General features: G+C 67.8%; 14 protein-coding genes and 1 pseudogene. 12 read left to right on the forward strand and 3 right to left on the reverse strand.

The window, feature by feature from the left end; genetic code table 11:
• Nucleotides 1–494: 494 nt before the first annotated feature.
• The 12 genes and pseudogenes from HW837_RS05275 to HW837_RS05330 all read left to right on the forward strand — a co-directional run bounded on the left by HW837_RS05275 (nucleotide 495) and on the right by HW837_RS05330 (nucleotide 15,880).
• Nucleotides 495–1,553, forward strand: a complete 1,059-nt coding sequence (locus HW837_RS05275) for a glycosyl hydrolase 53 family protein (RefSeq protein WP_193382052.1) — start codon at nucleotides 495–497, stop codon at nucleotides 1,551–1,553.
• Nucleotides 1,554–1,622: 69 nt separating this feature from the next.
• A complete protein-coding gene (locus HW837_RS05280; protein WP_196790341.1) occupies nucleotides 1,623–2,684 on the forward strand; it encodes a rhamnogalacturonan acetylesterase in 1,062 nt (353 codons plus the stop codon).
• Between the two features lie 33 nt (nucleotides 2,685–2,717).
• On the forward strand, nucleotides 2,718–3,587 hold the full coding sequence (locus HW837_RS05285) for an SGNH/GDSL hydrolase family protein (RefSeq protein WP_196790342.1): 870 nt from the start codon (nucleotides 2,718–2,720) through the stop codon (nucleotides 3,585–3,587).
• 364 nt (nucleotides 3,588–3,951) lie between these two features.
• A complete protein-coding gene (locus tag HW837_RS05290; RefSeq protein ID WP_193382053.1) occupies nucleotides 3,952–5,235 on the forward strand; it encodes an ABC transporter substrate-binding protein in 1,284 nt (427 codons plus the stop codon).
• Nucleotides 5,236–6,252, forward strand: a complete 1,017-nt coding sequence (locus HW837_RS05295; RefSeq protein ID WP_193382054.1) for a carbohydrate ABC transporter permease — start codon at nucleotides 5,236–5,238, stop codon at nucleotides 6,250–6,252.
• Nucleotides 6,242–7,078 carry a carbohydrate ABC transporter permease gene (locus HW837_RS05300; protein ID WP_313895622.1) on the forward strand — a complete coding sequence of 279 codons (837 nt, stop codon included), beginning with the start codon at nucleotides 6,242–6,244 and terminating at the stop codon, nucleotides 7,076–7,078. The genes HW837_RS05295 and HW837_RS05300 overlap by 11 nt, the downstream gene beginning before the upstream one ends.
• Before the next feature lie 119 nt (nucleotides 7,079–7,197).
• Nucleotides 7,198–8,547 (forward strand): right-handed parallel beta-helix repeat-containing protein, encoded by a 1,350-nt coding sequence (locus HW837_RS05305; RefSeq protein WP_313895621.1) that lies wholly within the window; start codon nucleotides 7,198–7,200, stop codon nucleotides 8,545–8,547.
• A complete protein-coding gene (locus HW837_RS50280; protein ID WP_408995506.1) occupies nucleotides 8,534–10,747 on the forward strand; it encodes a family 43 glycosylhydrolase in 2,214 nt (737 codons plus the stop codon). The genes HW837_RS05305 and HW837_RS50280 overlap by 14 nt, the downstream gene beginning before the upstream one ends.
• An 86-nt stretch (nucleotides 10,748–10,833) precedes the next feature.
• Complete coding sequence (locus HW837_RS05315) at nucleotides 10,834–12,753, forward strand: glycosyl hydrolase 53 family protein (protein ID WP_193382055.1); 1,920 nt, start codon at nucleotides 10,834–10,836, stop codon at nucleotides 12,751–12,753.
• A 359-nt stretch (nucleotides 12,754–13,112) separates the two neighbouring features.
• Nucleotides 13,113–14,426 (forward strand): RICIN domain-containing protein, encoded by a 1,314-nt coding sequence (locus tag HW837_RS05320; RefSeq protein WP_193382056.1) that lies wholly within the window; start codon nucleotides 13,113–13,115, stop codon nucleotides 14,424–14,426.
• A 41-nt stretch (nucleotides 14,427–14,467) separates the two neighbouring features.
• Nucleotides 14,468–14,809, forward strand: a complete 342-nt coding sequence (locus HW837_RS49915) for a fumarylacetoacetate hydrolase family protein (RefSeq protein ID WP_319687393.1) — start codon at nucleotides 14,468–14,470, stop codon at nucleotides 14,807–14,809.
• A gap of 74 nt (nucleotides 14,810–14,883) precedes the next feature.
• Nucleotides 14,884–15,880 (forward strand): annotated as a pseudogene (locus HW837_RS05330) (zinc-dependent alcohol dehydrogenase).
• On the opposite strand, the gene HW837_RS05335 reads toward HW837_RS05330, so the two are convergent.
• From HW837_RS05335 to purU, 3 genes are all read right to left on the reverse strand, one after another.
• Entirely contained in the window at nucleotides 15,856–16,041 is a 186-nt protein-coding gene (locus HW837_RS05335) for a hypothetical protein (protein WP_193382057.1), read from the reverse strand. The pseudogene HW837_RS05330 and the gene HW837_RS05335 overlap by 25 nt on opposite strands.
• Nucleotides 16,042–16,206: 165 nt before the next feature.
• Nucleotides 16,207–17,139: a bifunctional methylenetetrahydrofolate dehydrogenase/methenyltetrahydrofolate cyclohydrolase FolD gene (gene folD / locus HW837_RS05340; RefSeq protein WP_193382058.1), complete on the reverse strand. Its 933-nt coding sequence runs from the start codon at nucleotides 17,137–17,139 to the stop codon at nucleotides 16,207–16,209.
• Between the two features lie 21 nt (nucleotides 17,140–17,160).
• Nucleotides 17,161–18,105: a formyltetrahydrofolate deformylase gene (gene purU, locus HW837_RS05345; RefSeq protein ID WP_193382059.1), complete on the reverse strand. Its 945-nt coding sequence runs from the start codon at nucleotides 18,103–18,105 to the stop codon at nucleotides 17,161–17,163.

The raw sequence follows: 18,105 nt of genomic DNA on the forward strand, positions 1-18,105 counted from the left end.
TGTCGCCGCATTCCTTCTGGAAGGGCACTTGAACTGGGCCGACTCCCGGCCGTTTCAGCAAGCTCACGGCCGAGGCGCGGCGAGCCTCCGGTCCACAGGATCGCACTGCGTCTTCCATGGATTGTGGAGCAATGGTTGACAGTTTCGGGCCCGATCGAGAAGCTGCGTGATGTACCTGAAGTTCGTTGTGATGCGATTGCGGACTTCCGTCGGACCCCCCCCTGTGATCGCTCACAGGTCCGACCTGGAGGAGCGTCCCGGGCACGCCCAGGCCACCCCCTTCGACACGTGCCACTCGTAAGCACTTCTGCCACAGTTGTTGCCCCACCGAGGGAGGCGCATCGGCTGGATCGCACGCGGCCACACCAACTCTGCGAGTCTGAAAGTCAGTTGTTCCACCCATCCGCCTCGCTCCTCGAAGCCTCTTCCTCACCACCCTCCTCTCCGCCGACCGCGATGGCTCACTCGCGGCCGACGGAAGGAAAGGACCGACCATGTCCCCGCAACCCCCCACACCAGTTGCCGGGCGCATCAGCCGGCGAACCCTGCTCAAGGCCACCACCGCCACCGCTGGAGCGCTCGCCACCGCCGTCGCGTTCGCCGAACTCGAGACGCCTGCCGAGGCCGCGGCGAGCTTCGTCAAGGGCGTCGACATCAGCTGGGCACCTCAGATGGAGGCGCGCGGCTACTCCTGGAAGAACGCCGGCGGGCAGAGCCAGGACCTGCTGACCATCCTCAAGGGATACGGCATCACCGCCGTACGCCTGCGCACGTTCGTCAACCCTTCCAACGACCCGGCCAACGGGCACTGCGGCATCAACGAGGTGGCCGCCTTCGCCAAGCGGGTCAAGGCCGCCGGGATGTCGATCATGCTCGACTACATGTTCGGCGACACCTGGAACTCCGTCGGCGTGCAGAACCCGCCCGCGGCCTGGCGGAACATGAGCTACAGCCAGATGCGCACCGCGATGGGCTCGTACGTGAACCAGACCATGACGGTCATGAGGAACAACGACGTGCTCCCCACCTGGGTGCAGATCGGCAACGAGATCAACAGCGGGATCTGCCGCCCAGTCGGCAGCGTCTCCAGCCCGGCGCAGATGACCGGGCTGCTCAATGCGGCGTACACCCAGGTCAAGACGGTGTCACCGAACTCGATCGTGTGTATCCACCTGGCCCAGCCGCAGAAGTACGACGTGATGACGACGTTCTTCAGCCGCTACGCCGCGAACGGCGGCAAGTGGGACATGTCGGTGTTCTCCTCCTACGGCAGCGCCGACGTCGCCCCCGGGATCGTGGCGAACATGAAGAAGATCTCCGATGCCTACGGCAAACCGTTCCTGCAGAGCGAGTTCGGTGGCCGGGTGGACCGCGCCTCCTCCACCCAGGCCGCGCTGGTCGCCTACATCAAGGCCCTCAAGGCCAACGGCGGGCAGGGCATCTTCTACTGGGAGCCGGAGTGCGTGTCCCCGTTCACCGGCTACGGCATGGGTGCCTGGGACTCCTCCACGCAGCGGCCCACCGTCATCATGAACGGCTTCACCCAGGCCTGAGCGACGGGCCACGGACCTCAACCCGGACAACTCTCCGGTCAAGAATGGGGATTGGTGATTGTAATGGGCATGACATTAGAGCACGGGGTCAGGCTGGGAGCAGTGGGTCTGCTGACCCTCGCGACGCTGGTCGGCACCGGTGCGGCGCATGCCGATGACGCCACACGGGCGCTGCCGGCCGGTTGTTCCGGCACTGCGCCGATCAAGTGTCACTACGCGGTCTCACCCGGCAACTACGACGTGACGATCTCCATCGGCGGTGCCGCTGCCGCCGAGACCGACATGTGGGTGGAGGCCCGGCGCCTGATGCTTCCGGCGACGAAGACGGCCGCCGGCGCCGCCGCCACATACTCGTTCACGGTCAACGTGCGGCAGCCGGAGGGGCAGCCGACCGGCCAGGGCGGCACCGGAAACCCCGGTCTGGACATCCGGTTCGCGGGGACCAACCCGCAGGTGTCGGCCGTCTCCGTGAAACCGGCGACCCAGCCGCTGGTCGCCTACCTGGCCGGCGACTCGACCGTGTGCGACCAGCCCGTGGCCCCGTACACGGGATGGGGCCAGATGATCACGCCGACGGTGGGTCCCGGAGCGTCCGTCGCCAACTACGCCGACTCGGGGGAGAGTTCGGGCAGCTTCCTGAGGAACTCGGCGCTCTTCCCGGCCCTGCTGCCGAAGGTCAAGCCACACGACGCGGTCTTCATCCAGTTCGGCCACAACGACAAGCAGACCAGCGCGTCGGCCTTCCGCAGCAACCTCACCTCCATGATCACGCAGGTCCGTGCGAAGGGCGGCGTCCCCGTCCTGGTGACCCCGCCGGTCCGCCGTCAGTTCAACGGCAGCCGGCTCACGCCCACAGCACTGCACGTCAACGGCCTCGGAGTGAACCTGCCCGCCGAGATGCGCTCGGTCGGCACCGCGCAGAACGTGCCGGTGATCGATCTGACCACCAAGAGCAAGACACTGGTCGAATCCCTCGGCCCGTCCGCCTCCGCACAGCTCTTCCTGCGCTCATCCGTCGACGGTGTCACGGACAACACCCACTTCTCGCAGTACGGCGCGAGCCAGATGGGCGGGCTGGTGCTCCAGAGCATCCGCGAGCAGCGCCTGCCCCTGGCCGCGTACCTGCGCTGACCGACGCCCGGCGCCAGTCCCAAGGAGGGACCGTTGAGGAACTTACGGATTCTCATCACGACCGCGCTCATGATCGCCTTGTCGAGCCTCGGTGTCAGCGCCGCATCCGCGGCGGACCGCGTGGCCCCGAACTGCACCAGTGCCTCCCGCGCCCAGGCCCCGGCCGCACGGGCGGCCGCCGCGCCGGTCACCGTGTGGCTGGCCGGCGACTCCACCATGGCCAACCCGAGCTCCGGCCGGTGCCCGGTCGGCTGGGGCAGCCAGTTCGACGCCCTGTTCAACAGCGACGTGACCGTCAAGAACCAGGCCGTCGGAGGCCGCAGCATCCAGACCTGGCTGTACGAGGGGAACGTGAGCACCACCAAGGGCTCGGACGGTGAGTGCCGCCTCACGTCCACCACGTACTCGTCACGTTGGCAGGCGATGCTGAACGCGAGCACCGGAATGAAGGCCGGTGACTACCTGTTCATCCAGTTCGGCATCAACGACTCCTCCTCGACCTGCCCCCGACACGTCGGCCCGGCCCGGTACCAGCAGCTGATGACCATGATGGCGCAGGCCGCCCTGGCCCGGGGCGCGCACCCGGTGCTGCTCACCTCGGTGGCCGCCATCACCTGCTCCGGCGGCACAGCGACCAAGAACCGCGGCTTCGTGGGCGAGACCTTCGCCGCCGGATCCGCCACCAGGGCCCCCGTCATCGACCTACAGACGCTCAGCGTCTCGCTCTACAACAGTCTGCGCTTCTGCCCGAACAACGGCGACTACGGAGGCAGCGGTCCCCTGGGCACCTTCTTCTGCAACGACCACACCCACTTCGACACCTACGGCGCCCAGCGGGTCGCAGGGCTCGTCGCCGGTGACGTGCGCCGCCAGAACCTCCCGCTCGCCGCGTATCTCAGGTAGCACGTGGCGGTGGGCGCGAACCGAGGACGGTCGGTTCACGGATGGCCTCAATGACGGCGGTGCCGCAGACCGACGACGCAGTCGTCCCTACCTGACGGTGGCGTAATCGACGGCCGGGGCATGCCGGAGGTCGGCCGCCCGAGCTTGCGGACACGGAGCTGCGCGGCCACTTCGTCCTGTGGGCCGTGAGGTCCATAACCGCCGCTCGTGGGCAGCGATGTGTGCAGCGCGTCGGCGGCAGTGCTGAGCCTCCTCAAACACGCCGCCCCCCGTTCAACCAGAGCAGCCGTTCGCGATGTCTGTTCGGCCACCGCCTGAGCGATCAGAGGGTGAGCCGCTCCCTCGGAAGGTGGTACACGCGTCCATGACAGTGTCACGAAGACGGTTTCTGGCGCTGGGCGCCGGAGCGGCCGCCGGAGGGTTCGGGCCGACCGGCTGCGGGTCGCGGCGCTCGCTCGGCGACCCGGATGAGATCACGCTGTGGACCTGGGACCGGTCGGTGAGCGACGAGCTGGTCGCCCGGGCCGAGACGAAGGGCATTCCCGGGGCCCAGGGCTTCAGACTCAGCCGCACCAACATCGGCGGCCATTTCAACACCAAGGTGCGTACCGCGCTCGCCGGCAAGTCCCTGGTGCCGGACATCATCGGCATCAACTCCGACGTGGCCACCTACTTCCCCAACCAGGACGTGTTCGTCGACCTCAACGACTTCGGCGCGGCCGAGCTGAAGAGCCGGTACCTGGACTGGAAGTGGAACGAGTGCATCACGCCCGACGGCCGGATGATCGCGTTCCCCATGGACACCGGCCCCACCGGGCTGTTCTACCGCGCCGACCTGCTTCAGGAAGCCGGGATCACCACCGACCCGAAGGAGCTCGCCGCCCGGGCCCCGGACTGGGACGGCTTCATCGCCCTGGGCAAGGAACTGCGGAAGTCCCAGGAGCGCGCGGTGATCTGCCCCAACATCCGCCAGGTCTGGAGCATCCGGCTGGGCCAGCTGGGCCGCAAGTTCATGACCGAGGACGGCCGGTACATCGGCGACCGGGACGAACTGCGCGAGGCATTCGAACTGGCCTACCGGATCGGCAGGGACGGCCTGTCGGCCGGCGCCCCGGAGGGCTCCCCCGACTTGTACGGAGTGATCACCAGCGGCCGCCAGCCGTTCGGTATCGGCGCGGTGTGGTGGGGCCTCGCCTTCCCGGAGTCGGCCGCGCCGAAGACCGAGGGCAAGTGGCGGGTGGCCGACCCGCCCGGCGGTGCGGGCAATGTCGGCGGTTCGTTCCTGGCGATCACCCAGTACTCCAAGAACCCCGAGGCGGCCTACAAGTTCATCACCTGGCTGCAGTCTCCGGAGAACCAGGTCAGGGCGTTCACGGAGATGTCGCTGTTCCCGTCTTCGCCGCGCTCCTTCACGAGACCGGAGATGCGTGAGCCCCGGCCCTTCTACGGCGGACAGCGCACCATCGAGGTGTTCGGCCCCTCGGCGCGGCAGGTCAGGACCGTCTACCGGAGCCCGTACGACCGGGTGATCGACCCCGTCTTCGCCGCCGAGCTCGCCAACGTCGAGTCCGGCAAGAACGTCGACACGGCATGGAGGGACGCCCAGAACACCATCGAGCGTGAACTCACCCGCGAGGGGGCGATCTGAATGGGCCTCGCCGATGCGCTGCGCGGGAGGACCGTCGAGCGGCGCGGCAGGACCGCCAAGCCACCGCCGGACGGGTCCAGGCCGCTGCCCGGCTGGCGCCGCTACTGGCCGATGTACACGGCGGTCTCCCCGTTCTTCATCCTCTTCGCCGTATTCGGCGTCTTCCCGGTCGGTTTCTCCATCTACCTGTCGTTCATGTCGTGGGACGGCATCGGAGAGATGCGGTCGATCGGCTGGGACAACTACGCGTACCTGGTGACCGACTCCGACTTCTGGCAGTCGATCGGCAACACCCTGATCATCTGGATCCTCTCCACCGTCCCGATGATCTTTCTGGCCTTGGTCATCGCCTACGCGCTGCACACCGCAGTGCGGTTCAAGGCGTTCTACCGGGTGGCCTACTTCGTCCCGAACATCACCTCGATCGTGGCGATGACCCTGGTGCTCGGCTCGGTCTTCAGCGACAGCTCCGGGCTGCTCAACAGCGCGCTGCGGGCGATCCACGCCGGCGAGGTCGGCTGGCTGTCCGACCCGTGGGCGATGAAGGTCGCCGTGGCGGCGATCACCACCTGGCGGTGGGTCGGCTACAACGCCATCATCTGCCTGGCCGGCCTGCAGGCCATCTCCAGCGACGTGTTCGAGGCGGCCAAGGTCGACGGCGCCGGCAACCGCCAGACCTTCTTCCGGATCACCCTCCCGATGCTCCGCCCGGTGATCCTGTTCGTCGCCGTCACCTCCACCATCGGCGGGCTGCAACTGTTCACCGAGCCGCAGGTGCTGTTCCCGGTGGACGACAACGGGAACGTCGGCGGGCCCGGCGGCGAGGCCACCACCATCGTGCTCTACCTGTACCAACAGGCGTTCATCTTCAACCGGTTCGGCTATGGCGCGGCCGTCGGCTGGGCGCTGTTCCTCCTGATCGCGGTGTTCTCCGTCATCAACTGGCGGCTGATCGGCGGCCGGGACGAGGACGCGATCGGCACCGGCAAGCGGAAGGGGAAGTCCCGTGCGCGCTGAGAACGCCGCCCGGTCGCGGACGATCGTGGGCCACGCCGTGCTCCTGCTGGGCGTGCTGATCACGATCTTCCCGTTCTACTGGATGTTCGTGATGGCCTCGAACACCACCGGTGACATCTTCGCCTACCCGCCCAAGCTGATCCCCGGCCCCCACCTGTGGGAGAACATGAACAAGGTGTTCGACGGGATCGACTTCTGGGGGTCGATGGGCATCACCGTCGTGGGCGCCACATCCGTGACGTTCCTGGTGCTGCTCTTCGACTCGCTGGCCGCCTTCGCCTTCGCCAAATTCGACTTCCCCGGGCGGAGGGTGCTGTTCTGGATCGTGCTGGCCACCTTCATGATTCCGATGCAACTGGCGCTGGTGCCGCAGTTCGTCACGCTGGCCTGGCTCGGCTGGGTCGGCTCGCTCAAAGCGCTGATCATTCCCGGTGCGGCCAACGCTTTCGGAATCTTCTGGATGCGCCAGTACGCGCAGGGGGCGATCGCCGACGAGCTGATCCAGGCATCGAGGGTCGACGGGGCCGGATTCTTCCGCCAGTGGTGGACGGTGGGGCTGCCGGTGCTGCGCCCGGGGCTGGCGTTCCTGGGGATCTTCACCTTCTTCCACATCTGGAACGACTACCTGTGGCCACTGATCGTGATGACCGACCCGGGCAAGGTGACACTGCAAGTGGCCGTGCAGCAGCTGAACGGCGTCTACACCACAGACCAGTCGATGGTCATCGCCGGAGCGCTCATGTCCGTGATACCGCTGATCGGGGTCTTCCTGATCGGCTCGCGCCACTTCATCGCCAACCTGGCCGCCGGCGCCATGAAGTTCTGAAGAAGCACGCGCGTGGTCCCGCCCTTCGAAAACAGCTTTCGTACCTGCGCTGAGTTCTTCAGACAGGCACGAGTCCTACTGCCACACGGGAAAAATCACCTGACTCGGGAGATGACGCTGTGAGAACCGCGAAGTTCGGCACCCCTGCCCTCCTGCTCTCGGTGGTCACGGCGAGTTCCGTCGCCATGGCCCCCGGCTCGGCGTCCGCGAGCGCCGCGGCGGCCGGAGACACCTACTACGTCGCCCCGAACGGGAACGACGGCGCAGCAGGTACGCAGGCCGCTCCGTGGGCATCGATCGCCCGTGCACAGGCCGTCGCCAAGGCGGGCGACACGGTCTACTTCCGGGGCGGCACCTACGCCTACACCCGTGCGAACAGCGCCTGTTCGAGCCCGACCGCCAAGGTCGACGCGATCACCCTCAACAAGAGCGGCAGCTCGGGCAACCCGATCCGGTACTGGGCCCAACCGGGCGAGAAACCGGTATTCGACCTCTCGCGGATGACGGACAACTGCCGCATCAAGGGCTTCAACGTCACCGGCAGCTGGATCCACCTCAAAGGACTGGAAGTCAAGGGCGTTCCGCAGAACAACAACCGCAACGCCGAGTCCTGGGGGATCTGGGTCTCCGGCAGCAACAACATCTTCGAGCAGATCAAGACCCACCACCACATGGGCACCGGCCTGTTCATCAACGGCGGGGGCGGCAACCTCGTCCTCAACTCGGACTCGCATGACAACTACGACCTGCGCAGCAACGACGGGCCCGGCGAGAACGCCGATGGGTTCGGTTCGCACTACACGCCGGCCGGCCGCCCCGCGAACGTGTTCCAGGGTTGCCGCGCGTGGTGGAACGCCGATGACGGGTTCGACCTCATCTCCACCTACTCGCCCGTGATCATCGAGAACTCGTGGGCCTGGCGCAACGGGTACGTGCCGGGGACGACGACGCCCTCCGGCAACGGAGCCGGCTTCAAGTCGGGCGGCTACGGCGGCGACTACGAGGCCAACGCGCCCAAGCACACCGTCCGCTTCTCTGTGGCGTTCCTCAACAAGGCGGCCGGCTTCTACGCCAACCACCACCCGGTGGCCAACGACTTCTTCAACAACACCGGCTACGGAAACCACCCCAACTTCAACATGCGTGGCGTCGACTCGAGCGGCGCCGCCGTCGGCCGGGGCAACCTGCGCAACAACATCGCCTACACCGGTACGCCGACGTCGTACATGAGCGGCACGAACGCCGCGTACAACTCCTGGAACCTCGGCGTCCCCCTGTCGGACTCCCAGTTCCGCAGTGTGTCGACGTCCGGCTGGGACGCGCCCCGCCGGACCGACGGGAGCCTGCCCGTGCTGCCCCACCTCCGTCTCGCGGCGAACAGTGCCCTGATCGACAAGGGCATCGACGTGGGACTGCCCTTCAACGGAAGTGCGCCGGATCTCGGCGCCTTTGAGAATGACGGAAGGTGACCTCTTGAGGCAAAGATCGCGTGTCGTCTCCAAGTACTGGAAGTTGGCCGCCGCCACCCTGTTGTCCGTGGTGTTAGCGGCACCGCTCTCGGCGAGCACTGCCGCGGCGGAGACACCTGGAACGCAGACACAGGCAGCAGAGCTCCAGGATCAGGGGGCGGCTGCTGGACCGGTGGTGGATCGCGGCCTCAAGTACCTCGTGTCCGACTACCAGACGCGCACTCCGTCGAAGTACACGGCTGACTCCTGGAAGCCCTTCGCCAAGGCGTTGACCGCCGCCGCCGATGTCGCCGGCGACACGTCGGCCACCACAACGGACGTCGCCGAAGCGAAGACGGCACTGATGACCGCCGCCGCCGATCTGAAGGCCGCTGACGAGGGCACGTTCCAGACCATCACGAACAACACCTTCTGGAACGACACCAGCGGCAACCCCATCTACTCGCAGGGCGGCGGGGTCTTCAAGTTCGGCGACACCTACTACTGGTACGGCGTGCACTACACCGGCGCCGAGCTCTACCGGGCCAATCCGACGAGGAAGTACGACGGGAACGTCAGCTTCGTCTCGATCCCCGTGTACTCGTCCAAGGACCTGGTGAACTGGAAGTTCGAGAACCGGGTCGCGACGCGTTCCACAGGCGTGGGCAGCGGCGCCAACCTGGGGGGTGCGGGCTGGGTCGGGCGCCTCGGCGTCTCGTACAACGAGAACACCGGCAAGTACGTGCTCGCCGTGCAGATGTGGCACACGGGCAGGGGCGGGCACGGCGTTCTGCTGCTGCAGGGCGACTCACCCACCGACACCTTCGACTACGGCTACTTCCAGACCCAGATCACCAACTCGCCCACCACCGGCACCGGGGATCAGACCGTCTTCACCGACGACGACGGCAAGGACTACCTGATCTTCTCCAACCGCGAAGGACGGTCGCGCGGCTTCGTGGCCAAGTTCCGGGAGTCCGACTCGCTGCGGATCGAGCCAGGCGTGGAGATCCGCCGCGGCGACGGTCGCGAGGGCAACGCCATGTTCAAGCTCGACGGCAAGTACTACCACGCGGCGTCGGACCTGCACGGCTGGAACACCTCGGTCAACTACGTCAATGAGTCGACCAGCAGCAACGTTCAGGGCTCGTACAGCAGCGAGTACGTCCTTGCCGGCACCGAGATGGACTACAGCCACGTGACGCAGACCGGGTTCTTCGTGACGGTCAAGGGCACCAAGCAGAACACGGTGATCTACGCCGGCGACCGCTGGGCCGACTTCGCCTGGAACGGCATCGGGTACAACCAGTGGGTGCCGATAACCAAGACCGGCGCGAGGCCGCAGTTCCACTCGGTGAGCCAGTGGCAGTTCAACGTCACGACCGGAGAGTGGCGTGTCGGGCAGGCGAACAACTACATCCTCAACCCGGACATCCAGGCTGACCGCATCATCGTCTCCAGTGTGCGGGGATGGCGGAACCTCGGCGGTTCTGTGACCAACGTCAACGGTGGTGTGAACGGGTCTCGCTTCGCCCTCCAGGTGAGCAACAGCGGCGGCGTCGAGCAGCGGATCGAGTCGGTGCCCACAGGCACCTACACCCTGTCCCTGCACGCTCGGGGTAGCGCCGGACAGGTCGTGATCACCGGCGCCAACGGCAGCCAACGCACCCTCGGCATCCCGTCGTCGAGCGGCTGGGCCAAGCGCGAGCTCACCGGCATCGCGCTGCCCAGCGGGGCTGCCACCGTCACCGTGCGGGCGTCGGGTTCGGGCGGCGTCACCGTCGACCAACTCTCACTGGTCAAGACCTCTGCCGACGCGCCATCGGGACAGCGGTACGAGGCGGAGACCGCACCGGCGGTGTGCCAGGGCACGATCGACTCGAACCAAGCGGGCTATTCCGGTGGCGGGTTCTGCAACGGCAGTGCCGCTGCGGGGGCCTTCGCGCAGTTCACGGTGACCCCGGCGACCGCTGGTACGGCGACGGTGGCGGTCCGGTTCGCCAATGGCTCCAGTAGCGGTACGAGGCCGGCGAACCTGATCGTCAACGGATCCACGGTGGGGACCGTTTCGTTCGAGTCCACCGGTGCGTGGACGACGTGGACGACCAAGACCGTGACCGTCCCGCTGAACGCCGGCAGCAACACCATCCGATTGGATCCGACCACGGCAGCCGGACTACCCAACGTCGACTACCTCGATGTCGGAGCCGCGGCCGGCTGACACCCCGTGCTCCGCCGGTCTTCTCGACCAACGGAGCGTACGGAACAGCCCATGCTGCACGTACATCACATCGTCAGGAGAAGGACATGAGCAGCAAGCGTCTGCCCCGCGCCATCGCGGTCACGACGACGTTGGTCACCATGGTGTCCGCGAACCTACTCATGGTGCCCAAGCCGGCCCACGCGACCTTCGGAACCGCGGACATCAAGCCGATCGAAAGCAATATCGCTGCCAAGCCCTGGGCCTCGGCGACGGCTGTCACCGGCTCGTCCAACGCCCGTCTGGCCATCGACGGCGACCCGACGACGTCCTGGCAACCCGGTAGTGCCGGCGCCCGGCAGTGGCTCACCGTCGACCTCGGTGGAACCTACGACAACCTGCGCAAGGTCAAGGTGCTCTTCCCGGACCGTGGCGTGGCCCACCGGTACGTCGTCGAGGCTTCATCTGACGGTCGCCGGTGGAGGACCATCGCCGACAGGTCCCACAACCGAGCCGTGTCGCGAGGGGAAGTGCACCTAGTCACCCGGCCGGCAACGCGCTTCGTCCGGCTGACGTTCACCGGTGGGCCGGGCCGGGCCCGGGCAGGTGTCAGCGAGCTCCAGGTCTTCAACTACCTGCGCGACGACCTCACCCTCGGCGCCGATCTGTCCTGGATGGACGACGTCCAGGACCAGCAGTACTGGGTCGACCCCCTGGCCCAAGACCGCGGCGCCGGGCCACATCTGCTCGACGTGGCCAAGGACCGCGGCATGCAGCACACCCGGCTGCGGATATTCAACGAGCCGCGCAGCGAGAGCACCGGTCAACCGACGCCGATACCGCGCCAGGGCCCGGAGCGCTCGCTGGCCTCAGCCAAGTGGATCAAGCAGCGGGGCATGGGCCTGGGGATCGACTTCCACTACGCGGACTCGTGGGCGGACCCGAGCAAGCAACCAAAACCACGCGCCTGGGCCGAGCTGGAGTTCGCGGACCTGTCCCAGGCCGTGTACGACTTCACCGCCGACTATCTGAAGCGGTTGATCCGGCAGGGCACCACGCCGGAGAAGGTGGCCGTCGGCAACGAGATCATCAATGGCTTCATGTACGGCAGCGAGGCGGCCCACATCGGCACGACGAATCCGCCGTACTTCGTCGACCAGGCCGACATCTACCAGTCCAAGCCCGGCGGTGGCCTGCTGTGGAAGTACTGGCGGTCGACCGACCCCGTGGAGCAGCAGCTCTACGACCAGTCGTGGGACCGGTTCACCACCCTGGCCACGGCCGGGATCAAAGCCGTCCGCGACGCGTCACCGACATCCAAGGTCGAGATACACGTGATCGTCGACAAGGACAAGCTCGCCAAAACCATGGAGTTCTGGCACCAGTTCCTCACCCGGGTGAAGGCAAAGGGCCAGAACCCCGATGTGCTGGCCATCTCGTACTACCCGGAATGGCACGGTACGCCCGAGGCACTGGATCTCAACCTGAACACCATGGCCACCACCTATCCCGGCTACGAAATCGACATCGCCGAAACCGCCTACCCCGCGTCGGGCGGCGATGGCTCGCCGTTGCCCAACTCGCCGTATCCGCGAACCATTCAGGGGCAGGCGGACGCGATCCGGAGGGTGTTCCAGGCCGCCAACGACGTGGTCGACAACCGAGGTTCAGGTGTCCTGGTGTGGGAGCCGGCCGGCTACCAGCCGATGTTCCGGGCCGTGCCCGGACTGGCGAACACATGGGAGCCGCACGCGTCCGTCAACGTCTTCAACGCCAGCCGCGCCAAGCACATCCTCCAGGACACCATCTACATCGGCACCATGGTGAGGGCCGCCCCGAAGCTGCCCTCCTCCATCCACATGCTCACCACCGCCAACAACAAGATCACCACTGTCCCCGTCCGCTGGCAGCCGTTGCCACCTGGCGCGACCGACAGTCCGGGTGAGGTGACAGTCACCGGGACGACCGGCACAGGACCGGTCACGGCGGTCATCGACGTCATGCCCAGCCAGGCGAACACGACTTGATTACCTCATAGCCTGCTTCACCGACGTCGCACCGCCGAGACCACGACGGCACCGGCGACATCATCACTGCTTCACAGCAGTGCTTCGCTCACTCGGTGGCCGACAGCAACAACTGCGGCAGCGCCTGGGAGAACCAGGCCGTGTTCGACCGGAACGGCCACACTCACCCCGACATCCGGTGCGCCCGACCAACCGCACGCCGCTCCTGCCGCCCCACGCGGGTGGCAGGAGCACCCACACCCGCTGTTGTGCCGTGCTCCCCGTCGACCTGTTGGCCTCTGTCGCCGACGGGACGCACCCGGCAACGGGCCCAGCCGAACGCCGACCCCTCCACCTATCCCCGCACCCAAGGAGTCACCATGACCCTGCGACGACGGACCTTCCTCAGCATGAGCGCGGCCGGAGCGACGGGCATGGGCCTGTCCCTGCTCGGGGCAGGACAGGCACCGGCCGCCGCCGGGCCACTGGACACCGCGCCGACCACGCCGTTCGCGGTCGGCGTGCGCCGGTACAACTGGACCCGCGGCAGCCGCCCGTGCACCACCTACGTCTACTACCCGGCCACCGGCACCCCCGGCGGCAACCCGGTGACGGACGCCCCGGTCGCAGGCGGGGTCTTCCCCGTCTACAACATGACCCACGGCCTCGGAAGCAGCCCGCAGAACTCCCTGTTCATCATCCGGGCCCTGGCCTCGGCGGGCTTCATCGTCCCCGCCCCGCACTTCAACCACAACTTCAACGACGTCAACACCGGCAACACCTCCAAGGACGTCTCGCAGATCCTGACCAACACCCTCGCGCTCAACGCGAGCGGACCGCTGGCCGGACACATCAACACCGGCATCGGCGTCGGCGTCTCGGGCCACTCCCTGGGCGGCATGGTCACCCACGGTCTGCTGACCTCCTGGCCCGACAGCCGGATCATCTCCGCCAACCCCCAGTCCTGCGTGGACATGGGCAACCCAGCCAGCTCGGTCTCGGCCAAGGTCCTGTTCGTCCACGGCGACCGGGACTCGACCACGCAGTACTCCTCGGCCCGGCAGGCGTACTCGGAGATCACCTGGCCCAAGGCGTTCCTCACCTTCGTCGGCGGCAGCCACACCAGCTTCTGGAGCGACCAGCGCTTCCCGAGGACCGTCGTCGACTGGGCTCGCTGGACCATGTACGGCGACACCGCCGCACGGGACCGCCTCCCGGCTGACGCGTCCGGGTCCAACACCAGGTGGGAAGCCCAACTGGGTGACTCCCCCGGCGGCCCGGGCCTCTACACCCTGCTGGCCCAGCACAGCGGCAAGGCCGCCGAGATCAACGCGGCCTCCACCGCCGCCGGCGCACAACTCGTCCAGCGGACCACCAACAGTCGCCCCAACCAGCAATTCGAGTTCGTCGACGCCGGCGACGGCCACGTCCGCGTCAAGGCACTGCACAGTGGCCTGTTCCTCCAGCCCACGGGCACCGCGACCGGCGCGGATATCATCCAGCAGGCCGACACCAGCGCCACCAGCCAGCAGTGGCGCGTGGTCGATCACGGTGGTGGCGTGATCAGCCTCGTCAACCGGGAGTCCGGCCTGGCGATGGATGTCTGGGAGTACTCGACCGCCGACGGCGCCCGCATCGCCCAGTACACCTACAGCGGCAACCCCAACCAGCGCTTCACCCGCCGCCGCGTCTGACCGGCACGTGTCGGGGCACCGCTCGGGCAACAGTGCGGGCGGTGTCCCGACATGGCGCCGATGGTCCTTCACGACTGACCAAGGGGTGTGCAGCCTTCACGCCCGCCGCCCGAGCGTGCGCAGGAATACGTCCTTGGCCCACTGTCCGCCGCGTTACAGCTGGAAGGCACCTTGGACCCTGGCTGGCCACCACCGACGAGATCGACGACGTCCTGGCGCTCGGCATGTGGCTGGACGTCAACGGTGTCCGCCGTCAGACCAGCAACACCAAGACGATGATCTTCGACCCGTACTTCATCGTGCACTACCTGAGCCAGTTCCTCGTCCTGGAACCCGGCGACCTGATCAACACGGGCACCCCACCCGGCGTCGGTATGGGCTGACCCCGTCGGTGTGGCTGCGGCCAGGTGACGTGATGGAACTGGGTAGGGCTCGGGCCACAGCTAGCATTCGCCCCATGCGCGCCTTCGTGCTGACTGCCCCTGGGGAGTACGGGGTGCAGCAGGTCCCTGCACCGGTGGCCGCCCCCGGCGAACCAGACGTCTCGGCGTGTGCGGCACCGACATGGAGTTCTTCACCGGCGAGATGGCCTACCTCCGCCAAGGGCACTCCGCCTTCCCGATGAGGCTGGGCCACGAGTGGACCGGTCGCGTGGCGGCGGTCGGCTCCGGGGTCGACCCCGCGTGGGTTGTGGGCGACGGATCATGGGCGACACCATGCTCGGCTGCCGCACCTGCCGCCGCTGCCTACGCGGCCACCAGCACGTGTGCGAGATACGGCAGGAACTCGGCATACGAGGGGAGCGGCAGGTGCCCTCGCGGAGCAACTCGCGGTGCCGGCCTCCTCGTTGCACATATGCGTGACTCCGTCGACGCCGTACTGGGCGAGCTGGTGGAGCCGGGCGGCAACGCCATGCGCGCCGCCCGGGCCACCGCCCCGCAACCCGGAGACCGCACCCTGATCCTGGGCCCGGGAACCATCGGCTGCTGGTCGCGATGTTCCTCCGCGCCGCCGGTACGGAAGTGCATCTGCTGGGCCGCACCCAAAGCTCGCTCGCCTTCGCCCGCGAGCTGGGCTTCGCGCACGTATGGACGGAGGAATCCGTTCCGGACCTGCCGTTCGACGCTGTCGTCGACGCGTCGAACGCCACCCATCTACCCGACCTGGCAATGGACTTGGTCGAGCCGGCCGCGTCGTGTACGTGGGACTGGCCGGGGAACCCAGCAGCATCGACACCCGCACGCTGGCACTCAGGACGTGACGGCGGTCTGCATCCTGTCGGCCTCCCCCGGCCTCGACGACACCATCCGGGCCTATGCCGGCGGATCGGTGGACCCCAGGCCGCTCGTCGCCGCGACCGCAGGCCTGGAACAGGCCGTTCCCGTGCTCGCCGGTGAACGTCCGGCCGACGCCGGGCCGGGCCCAAGGTTCATGTCGACCCGCGGCTGGGCTGAGGAGGCGAGGACCGGGCCACCGGGTGCTGGGACACCGTCACCTCACCCAGGGTGACGGCCGCGCCCTCGGCGAGCACCCGCACGTCCCAGCGGTGCAGTTCCAGCTCGTCCCCAGCCGCGTACCGCCCAGAGCCGGCGATGCCCCTCAGTGCTGCGGGCAACCGGACGAGGGCCCGCTCCCGAGGCGACCTGCGTCGACCTGGCGCGTGGTGGCGGCAGGCCACCGGCCGAAGTACGGGTGATCGTACCCGGCGAGGACGGTGGCGCCGTCGGTGGTGACCCCACTGCCCGTCTCGTGGCCGCGGCCGTCCCGTCGCGCCATCTCGTCACGGCGTCGTGCCGGCGCCGTCGCCGAGGACGTCCGCTCGCCGGCCGCGCAGGGAGCTGACCCCAGGATGGCCACACCGATCCGCCTGCTGTGCTCGCGCGGCAATGAGTGTGTTGGCCAGGAGCATGGCGATGGTCATCGGGCCCACGCCGCCGGGGACGGGAGTGACGAAGGCCGCGGTGCCGACGACGGCGTCGGTGTCCACGTCCCCGCACAGACCCGCCGTGGAGCGGTGGATGCCGACGTCGATCACGGTGGCGCCGGGCTTGACAGCGTCAACGCCGATGAGACCCGGGATGCCGGCCGCCACGACCAGGACGTCGGCGCGGCGGCACACGGCGGCCAGGTCGCGGGTGCGGGAGTGGCAGATCGTGACGGTCGCGTTCCTCTCCAGCAGCAGCTGGCCCATCGGCTTCCCGACCAAGGCGCTGCGGCCGACGACGACGGCTTCGGCCCCCTCGAGAGGAATCCGGTGGGCGTCGAGCAGGGCCATCACCCCAGAGGGAGTGCAGGGTCGCAGGCCGGGGCTGCCCTGGGCGAGCAATCCGGCGTTCACGGTGGTCAGGCCGTCGACGTCCTTGTGCGCCGGGATGCGCGCGAGCAGGGCGGCGGCGTCCAGGTGGGCCGGTGTCGGCAGTTGCAGGAGGATCCCTGAGACCGCCGGGTCGGCCGCCAGTTCGTCGATGAGCGCGGCAGCGTCATCCTGAATTGTCTCGGCTGGAAGATGCCGGTGCAGGTCGGTCATGCCGGCCGCGGTGCAGGCGCGGCGCTTGTTCCGGACGTACACCTCGCTCGCCGGGTCGTCGCCTATGAGGACGGTGGCCAGGCCGGGCGCGTTCCCCCCAGCGTCCACGAGTGCGGCGACGCCGGAGGCGACGTCTGAACGGACCTGCCGGGCAACGGTGGTGCCGTCGATGAGCTGCGCGGTCACGAGAATCCCTTGGAAGACGATTCAGAAGACGATGGTGGAGTTGCCGTGGACGGCGAGCCGGTCCTCCAGGTGCGCGCGCACGGCGCGTGAGAGAACGGCGCGCTCGACATCGGCGCCGAGGCGTACGAGGTCGGCGGCGGTGTGCCGGTGGTCGACCCGGACGACGTCCTGGTCGATGATCGGGCCCTCGTCCAGATCGGCGGTGACGTAGTGGGCGGTCGCACCGACCAGCTTCACGCCGCGGTCCTTGGCCTTCTGGTACGGGCCGGCCCCGATGAAGGCGGGCAGGAAGCTGTGGTGGATGTTGATCAGCGGACAGCCGACCGCTTCGAGGAAGGAGGGCGTGATGATCTGCATGTACCGCGCCAGCACGACGAGGTCGACGTTGCCGCGCAGCAGGTCGAGGATGCGGCTCTCCGCCTCGGCGCGGTTGTCCCGGGTGGCGGGGACGTGGATGTAAGGCACCCCGAAGGGCCGAACCTCGTCGGCGAGGTCGGGGTGGTTGGACACGACCATGACCACGTTCATGTCCAGTTGGCCGCGACGGTGACGCCAGAGCAGGTCGAGCACGCAGTGGTCGGTCTTGGACACCATGATGGCCACACGTTTGGGCCGGGCGGCCTCGGTGAGGCGGTGAGTCATGCCCCAGCGCTGAGCGACGCCGGTTTCGAACGCACGGTCCAATTCATCCCGGGCTGCGGACAGGCCGGGCAGGTGGAACCCGGTGCGCTGGAAAAGGGTGCCGCCGACGGCAGTCGTCGAGAACTGGTCCAGGCTCGTGATGTTCGCACCGGCCTCGGCCAGGAACGTGCTCACTGCCGAGACCACGCCCGGCCGGTCGGGGCACTGGATCAGCAGACGCCCGTGGTCGGCTCGGTCCTCAGGGATCCCGCCCTCACGCGAAGTGCTCCCTCGGGACGTGGTGGGCGCGGACGCGGTTCGTGCGGACGTGGTGGGTGCGGACAT

The organism is Streptomyces caniscabiei (assembly GCF_014930365.1).
In the GTDB taxonomy this organism is placed as follows: Bacteria; Actinomycetota; Actinomycetes; order Streptomycetales; family Streptomycetaceae; genus Streptomyces; species Streptomyces caniscabiei.

What these genes read in the sequence shown, in the direction of transcription:
- HW837_RS05290 (WP_193382053.1), top strand. Translation starts at nt 3,952, where the DNA reads ATGACAGTGTCACGAAGACGGTTTCTGGCGCTGGGCGCCGGAGCGGCC.
- HW837_RS05315 (WP_193382055.1), top strand. Translation starts at nt 10,834, where the DNA reads ATGAGCAGCAAGCGTCTGCCCCGCGCCATCGCGGTCACGACGACGTTG.
- HW837_RS50280 (WP_408995506.1), top strand. Translation starts at nt 8,534, where the DNA reads ATGACGGAAGGTGACCTCTTGAGGCAAAGATCGCGTGTCGTCTCCAAG.
- HW837_RS05275 (WP_193382052.1), top strand. Translation starts at nt 495, where the DNA reads ATGTCCCCGCAACCCCCCACACCAGTTGCCGGGCGCATCAGCCGGCGA.
- HW837_RS05280 (WP_196790341.1), top strand. Translation starts at nt 1,623, where the DNA reads ATGACATTAGAGCACGGGGTCAGGCTGGGAGCAGTGGGTCTGCTGACC.
- purU (WP_193382059.1), bottom strand. Translation starts at nt 18,105, where the DNA reads ATGTCCGCACCCACCACGTCCGCACGAACCGCGTCCGCGCCCACCACG.
- HW837_RS05295 (WP_193382054.1), top strand. Translation starts at nt 5,236, where the DNA reads ATGGGCCTCGCCGATGCGCTGCGCGGGAGGACCGTCGAGCGGCGCGGC.
- HW837_RS05320 (WP_193382056.1), top strand. Translation starts at nt 13,113, where the DNA reads ATGACCCTGCGACGACGGACCTTCCTCAGCATGAGCGCGGCCGGAGCG.